The sequence below is a fragment of the Polaromonas sp. P1_G4 genome (assembly GCF_056405475.1).
The window spans coordinates 1-6,327 of sequence record NZ_JBFUCA010000238.1 but is presented as its reverse complement, the minus strand read 5'-3'; the positions used below and the strand labels follow the sequence as shown (position 1 = coordinate 6,327).

6 protein-coding genes are annotated in these 6,327 nt (G+C 63.3%); 3 read left to right on the top strand and 3 right to left on the bottom strand.

Going from position 1 to position 6,327, the window contains the following annotated elements; all coding sequences use genetic code 11:
• The 3 genes from dxs to AC1D1X_RS13040 all read right to left on the bottom strand — a co-directional run.
• Positions 1-1,745 (bottom strand): 1-deoxy-D-xylulose-5-phosphate synthase (gene dxs / locus AC1D1X_RS13050; protein ID WP_477698416.1); only part of this gene is annotated, 1,745 nt, incomplete at its 3' end.
• Positions 1,746-1,810: 65 nt separating this feature from the next.
• Positions 1,811-2,731, bottom strand: a complete 921-nt coding sequence (locus AC1D1X_RS13045) for a polyprenyl synthetase family protein (protein ID WP_477698415.1) — start codon at positions 2,729-2,731, stop codon at positions 1,811-1,813.
• 53 nt (positions 2,732-2,784) lie between these two features.
• Positions 2,785-3,045, bottom strand: a complete 261-nt coding sequence (locus tag AC1D1X_RS13040) for an exodeoxyribonuclease VII small subunit (protein WP_477667991.1) — start codon at positions 3,043-3,045, stop codon at positions 2,785-2,787.
• A gap of 278 nt (positions 3,046-3,323) precedes the next feature.
• Here AC1D1X_RS13040 and AC1D1X_RS13035 point away from each other — a divergent pair, with 278 nt between their 5' ends.
• The 3 genes from AC1D1X_RS13035 to AC1D1X_RS13025 all read left to right on the top strand — a co-directional run.
• Positions 3,324-4,442: an aromatic ring-hydroxylating oxygenase subunit alpha gene (locus tag AC1D1X_RS13035; protein WP_477667992.1), complete on the top strand. Its 1,119-nt coding sequence runs from the start codon at positions 3,324-3,326 to the stop codon at positions 4,440-4,442.
• A gap of 97 nt (positions 4,443-4,539) precedes the next feature.
• Complete coding sequence (locus AC1D1X_RS13030; protein WP_477667993.1) at positions 4,540-5,442, top strand: DMT family transporter; 903 nt, start codon at positions 4,540-4,542, stop codon at positions 5,440-5,442.
• Between the two features lie 10 nt (positions 5,443-5,452).
• On the top strand, positions 5,453-6,327 hold an 875-nt coding region (locus AC1D1X_RS13025; protein WP_477698414.1), incomplete at its 3' end, for a sulfurtransferase.

The following is a 6,327-nucleotide window of genomic DNA, read 5'->3' as shown; positions in this document are numbered from 1 at the left end:
AGCACCTGTTTCGCGATGCCTGCGGCCTGCAGGGCTTCACTGACTGCGCTGCCGGCACCGCCCATGATGGCTCCCTCTTCCACCGTCACCAGGGCTTGGTGGTTGGCTGCCACCTTGAGCAGCAGCTCGGTGTCCAGCGGTTTTGCCCAGCGCATGTTGACCACTGTGGCGCCTAGTTTTTCTGCGGCTTGCAGGGCCGGGTATAGCAAGGTGCCGAAAGCCAGGATGGCAACACCTGCGCCTTCGCGGCGGACTTCGCCCTTGCCAAAGGGCAGCGCTTCCAGTCCGGTTCCCGGCTTGATGCCGGCGCCGGCGCCGCGCGGGTAGCGTACAGCCACCGGATGGTTTTGCTCGAAAGCCGAGCTCAGCAGCATGCGGCATTCATTTTCATCGGCGKGGCATGCCACACTCATGTTGGGAATGCAGCGCAGGTAAGGAATGTCATAGGCGCCCGCATGCGTGGCGCCGTCGGCGCCGACCAGGCCGGCGCGGTCCAGCGCGAACACGACAGGCAGGTTTTGCAGGGCCACATCGTGGATCAGCTGGTCGTAGCCGCGCTGTAGAAAGGTGGAGTAAATCGCGACCACGGGCTTGAGCCCTTCGCAGGCCATGCCCGCGGCAAACGTCACCGCATGCTGCTCGGCGATACCGACGTCATGGTAGCGTTCAGGAAAGCGCCTGTGGAACTCAACCATGCCCGAGCCCTCTCGCATGGCCGGCGTGATGCCGACGAGCCGGCTGTCGTGCTCGGCCATGTCGCACAGCCACTGGCCGAACACCTGGGTGAAGGTCTGCTTGGCCGGTGCGGTGGACTTTTGCAGCCCCATGGCCGGATCGAACTTGCCGGGGCCGTGGTAGGCGATGGGGTCGGCTTCGGCGAGCTTGTAGCCTTGGCCTTTTTTGGTGACCACATGCAGGAACTGCGGGCCGCCCTTGGTGTCCATGAGGTGTTTGATGTTCTCCAGCGTGGGGACCAGCGACTCGAGATCGTGGCCGTCGATGGGGCCGATGTAATTGAAGCCGAAGTTTTCAAACAGCGTGGCAGGCACGACCATGCCCTTGGCGTGCGACTCCAGGCGTTTGGCCAGTTCCAGCAGCGGCGGTGCCACGCGCAGCACCTGCTTGCCCATGTGCCTGGCGGATGCATAAAAACGCCCGCTCATCAGCTGGGCCAGGTAACGGTTCAGCGCGCCCACCGGCGGGCTGATGCTCATGTCGTTGTCGTTGAGCACCACCAGCAGCTTGCAATGGTCATGCACGCCCGCATTGTTCAGGGCCTCGAAGGCCATGCCGGCGCTCATGGCACCGTCGCCAATGATGGCCACCGCATGGCGGTCTTCGCCTTTTTGCTGGGCGGCCAGCGCCATGCCCAGTGCGGCGGAAATCGAGGTCGATGAGTGGGCCGTGCCGAAGGTGTCGTAGGGGCTTTCGTCGCGGCGCGGAAAGCCCGACAGGCCGCCAAACTGCCGCAGGCTGTCCATGCGCTCGCGCCGGCCCGTGAGGATTTTGTGCGGATAGGTCTGGTGGCCCACGTCCCACACCAGGCGGTCTTCGGGGGTGTTAAAGACGTAATGCAGGGCCACCGTCAGCTCCACCGTGCCCAGGTTCGAGCTCAGGTGGCCGCCGGTTTTTGAAACGCTGTCAAGCACGTAGGCACGCAGTTCGTCGGCCAAGGGTTTCAGGTCAACGCGGGGCAGGCTCCGCAGGTCGGCGGGGCTGTTGATGGTTTCAAGCAATGGGTACATCGTGGTGTCGCTGTTTATGGCAAGGCCGGTTTCCCGGTCCGMGGTATTCAATCCTGATGACGGCTTCAATGATGACGGTTCACAAGCATGTCCGCCAGTGCGCGCAGGGCATCGGTGTGGCCCAGCCCGCTGGCATCCAGGCTGCGCAGTGCCTTGCCCAGCAGCTGCTGCGCATAGGCTTTGGAGTCTTCCAGCCCCATCAGCGATACAAAGGTGGGTTTGTCCTGGGCGGCGTCCTTGCCGGCCGTCTTGCCCAGTGTGGCGGAGTCAGCGGTGACGTCGAGGATGTYGTCAACGACCTGGAAAGCCAGGCCGACGGCGGCGCCGTAATCGCGCAAGGCGTCTTGAGCGGCCGGTGTCGCAGCACCACAGGCCGCGCCCATCATCACGCTGGCCTGCAGCAGCGCACCGGTTTTGAGCCGGTGCATTTCATGCAGCTGGACGGACGTCAGCGGCATGCCCACGCTGGCAAGGTCAATGGCCTGGCCGCCGGCCATGCCCTGAAAACCGGCCGCCTGAGCCAGCATGCGGCACAGGCGCGCCTGTGTGGCCGCATCAACTGAATCGTCGGGCGGCGTGAGGAATTCAAATGCCAGCGCCTGCAGGGCGTCGCCGGCAAGCAGTGCCTGAGCCTGGCCGAACTTGACATGCACCGTGGGCTTGCCGCGGCGCAGCACATCGTTGTCCATGCAGGGCATGTCGTCGTGCACCAGCGAATAGGCGTGGATCAGCTCTACCGCGCAGGCAGCCCGCAGGGCGGCTTGCGCATTGCCCTGCACGGCCTCACAGGCCGCCATGACCAGCAAGGGCCGCAGGCGTTTTCCACCGTCGAGCACGGCATAACGCATGGCGTCGCCCAAGCCCGCAGGCGCAGGCGCGTCGCTGGGGCAGGCAACCCAGCGCGACAAGGCGCTCTCGACATTGGCAAGCTGCCCGGCACTCCAGGCGCTCAAGGTAAACAAAGGCAGTTTTTCAGGGGCGTTCAATCGTGGGTCTCTTTTTTAGGGGGTGAAGGAATGTTCTGCCTGCAATGCGCCGGTTATTCCTGCACCCACGGCTTGAGTTCCGTGCCTTCCAGCACCTTGATCTGGGTTTCCACGGCCTCAAGCTTGTCCCTGCAGAACTTCAGCAGCTGCGCACCGCGCTGGTAGCCGGTAAGCAGTTGGTCCAGCGGCAGCTGCCCGGATTCCAGGCTGTCAACCAGCCCTTCAAGTTCCTGCAATGCGGCCTCATAGCTGGCGGGCAATGCCGGAACAACGGAAGCGGAGGCAGCAGCGGTGGACGAAGGACTTTTGGCCATGGTCATTTGGATGAAGGCTGATTTTAGGCCGTTGCAGGCAGGTTGCGGCCCCGGCGCCCGGGACTACGAATCCATACATCTCTATTATCCGGCGGCGGCGTGCGAAGACCCGCAAAAAGGCCTGCGCGGGTACAATTGATAACAGTTCTCGACAACAGCAGTGCCCCTGCTGCGGGATATCCGGCCTTGTTTTCTCCGTGGGCTGTCGCTCAGCCTGCCTACCCGCTTGTCAACAGCCTCCACCGCCTTGGCGCGGAGGCATGTTCACCGAAATTTGCATGTCTGATCTCAGCCTCCGTCTCCTGCAGGCCACCAGCCAGCTCCCCATTTCCAGCTACTTCGATGCGGGCTTGTACCAGCGGGAGCAGCAAAAGCTGTTTGCCCGCGGGCCGCGCTACCTGGGCCATGAACTGGCCGTGCCCCACCTGGGCGACTATTACGCCCTGCCGCATGAGGGCGAAGGGCGGGCGCTGGTGCGCAACGCCTCAGGCATCGAGCTGATCTCCAACGTCTGCCGGCATCGCCAATCCACCATGTTGCAGGGCCGCGGCAATACCGGCAGCAACATCGTCTGCCCGCTGCACCGCTGGACCTACAACACCTCGGGCGAACTCATAGGCGCGCCGCACTTCGAGATCGACCCCTGCCTGAACCTGAACCGCTACAAGACCACGACCTGGAATGGCCTGGTGTTCGAGGACACCGGCCGCGACGTGGCGGCCGAGATGTCGCAGCTGGCCACCTACGCCGACCTCGACTTTTCAGGCTACCAGCTCGACAAGGTGCACCTGCACGAGTGCAACTACAACTGGAAGACCTTCATCGAGGTCTACCTGGAGGACTACCACGTCGGCCCCTTCCACCCCGGCCTGGGCGGCTTCGTCACCACCGACGACCTGCGCTGGCAACTTGAGCCTGACTACTCCGTGCAGACCGTGGGCGTGTCGGACAAGCTGGGCAAGCCTGGCACCGACACCTACAAGAAATGGCATGACGTGGTGCTGCAGTACCGCAAGGGAGTGCCGCCCAAATACGGCGCCATCTGGCTCACCTACTACCCGCACGTGATGGTTGAGTGGTACCCGCATGTGCTGGTGGTCAGCACGCTGCATCCACAGGGCCCCGACAAGACGCTCAACGTGGTCGAGTTTTTTTACCCCGAAGAAATCTGCGCCTTCGAGCGTGAATTCATCGAAGCTCAGCAAGCCGCCTACATGGAAACCTGCGTGGAAGACGATGAGATCGCCCTGCGCATGGACGCCGGCCGCAAGGCCTTGATGGTTCGCGGTGACAACGAGTTCGGGCCTTACCAAAGCCCCATGGAAGACGGCATGCAGCACTTTCACGAGTGGTACCGCCGCGAAATGGGCGCCAGCAAAACCACGCAGATGATCTGACGGCACCGGAACTGCTATTTATTTGATAGCTGTTTGCGCACAGCCATTGCGGATCCCAGCCTCTTTTACCACTCATAACTCCTTCCCCTGAAAATCGATGCAAGCCGTCTGGATGATTCTTTCCTCCTTCCTGTTTGCCACGATGGGGGTCTGCGTCAAGTACGCGTCAGAACACTTCAACAGCGCCGAACTGGTGTTCTACCGCGGCACCCTGGGCATCGTCTTCATGGCCGCCTACGCCCGCGCGCGCGGCATCACCCTGGCCACCCGCTACCCGTCCATGCATGCCTGGCGCAGCGTGATTGGCGTGATGTCGCTGTCAGCCTGGTTTTATGCGATTGCCCATCTGCCGCTGGCGACCGCCATGACGCTCAACTACATGAGCAGCGTGTGGATTGCGGCCTTCCTGGTCGGCGGTGCGCTGATGCTGGGCAAGGCCGGCCAGAAAGGGCCCAGCCAGGGGCCTCTGGTCATGGCCATCCTGGCAAGCTTTGCCGGCGTCGTCATGCTGCTGCGCCCCGCCATCGACCAGAACCAGACCTTTGCCGGGCTGGTGGGCCTGATGTCCGGCCTGGGTGCTGCCTTTGCCTACATGCAGGTGATGGCGATTTCGCGCATGGGCGAGCCCGAAACGCGCACCGTGTTTTATTTTGCCGTGGGCACGGCGGTTGCCGGCGCGCTCGGCATGTGCGTCATGGGCATCACACCCTGGAACTGGGAACACGCGCTGTGGCTGCCGCCTATCGGCATCCTGGCTTCACTGGGCCAGCTGTCCATGACCAAGGCTTATTCCATGTCTGAAAACCATGGCGGCACGCTGATGGTGGCCAACCTGCAGTACTCGGGCATTGTGTTCGCGGCTATCTACAGCCTGATCCTGTTTGGCGACAATATCCCCCTGATCGGCTGGGCCGGCATGGGCCTCATCATCGTCAGCGCGATTGCCGCAACTGTTTTGCGCGCCCGCGCTGCGCCGAATGCCCCGGCTGAAGAGCATTAAGGAGTTTTCCATGAGCTACACCACCCTGATTTCCGCCGAACAACTGCAAGCCCTGATCGCATCGGCCAAGCCCCTGCGTATCTTCGACTGCACCTTCGACCTGATGAAGCCCAACGCCGGCCAGGAGCAGTACCTCGCCTCGCACCTTCCCGGCGCCGTGTATGCCAACCTGGACACCGCATTGAGTGCCAAGCACGGCGTGGCGGGCGCCCATGGCGTGATCACGGCCAGCGGCGCTGATACACCCGCGTCGGGCGGACGCCACCCACTGCCCAACCGCGAGAAGTTCGCCACCTGGCTTTCCAGCGTCGGCTTTGCCAACAACATGCAGGCGGTGGTGTATGACCGCAACGGCGCCRACTACTGCGGGCGCCTGTGGTGGATGCTCAAATGGGCCGGTCATGAAAACGTGGCGGTGCTCGACGGTGGGCTGCAAGCATGGCAGGCCGCCAGCGGCGCCGTCAACAGCGGCGAAGAACCTGCGCATTTCCAGGCCAGCTTCCTCCTGGCGCCGGAAAAAGCCACATTGGTATCGGCCCAGACCGTGGCGAGCCAGTTGGGCCGCCCGGCACAAACACTGGTTGATGCACGCGCCACGCCACGCTTCAAGGGCGAGGTGGAGCCGCTGGATCCGGTGGCCGGCCACATCCCCGGCGCATTGAACCGCCCCTTCGGCCAGAACCTGGGGCCCGACGGAAAGTTCAAGCCGGCAGTCCAGCTCAAGGCCGAGTTTGAAACCTTGCTGGCCGGCCGCGACCCGGCCACCGTGGTACACCATTGCGGCAGCGGCGTCAGCGCCGTTCCCAACATCATTGCCATGGAGTTGGCCGGCCTCGGAAGAAGCGGGCTCTACGCCGGCAGCTGGAGCGACTGGTGCAGCGACCC

Bases quoted from the DNA above. Each gene is read 5' to 3' on its own strand.
- AC1D1X_RS13040 (WP_477667991.1), bottom strand. From the start codon at position 3,045: ATGGCCAAAAGTCCTTCGTCCACCGCTGCTGCCTCCGCTTCCGTTGTT.
- AC1D1X_RS13035 (WP_477667992.1), top strand. From the start codon at position 3,324: ATGTCTGATCTCAGCCTCCGTCTCCTGCAGGCCACCAGCCAGCTCCCC.
- AC1D1X_RS13030 (WP_477667993.1), top strand. From the start codon at position 4,540: ATGCAAGCCGTCTGGATGATTCTTTCCTCCTTCCTGTTTGCCACGATG.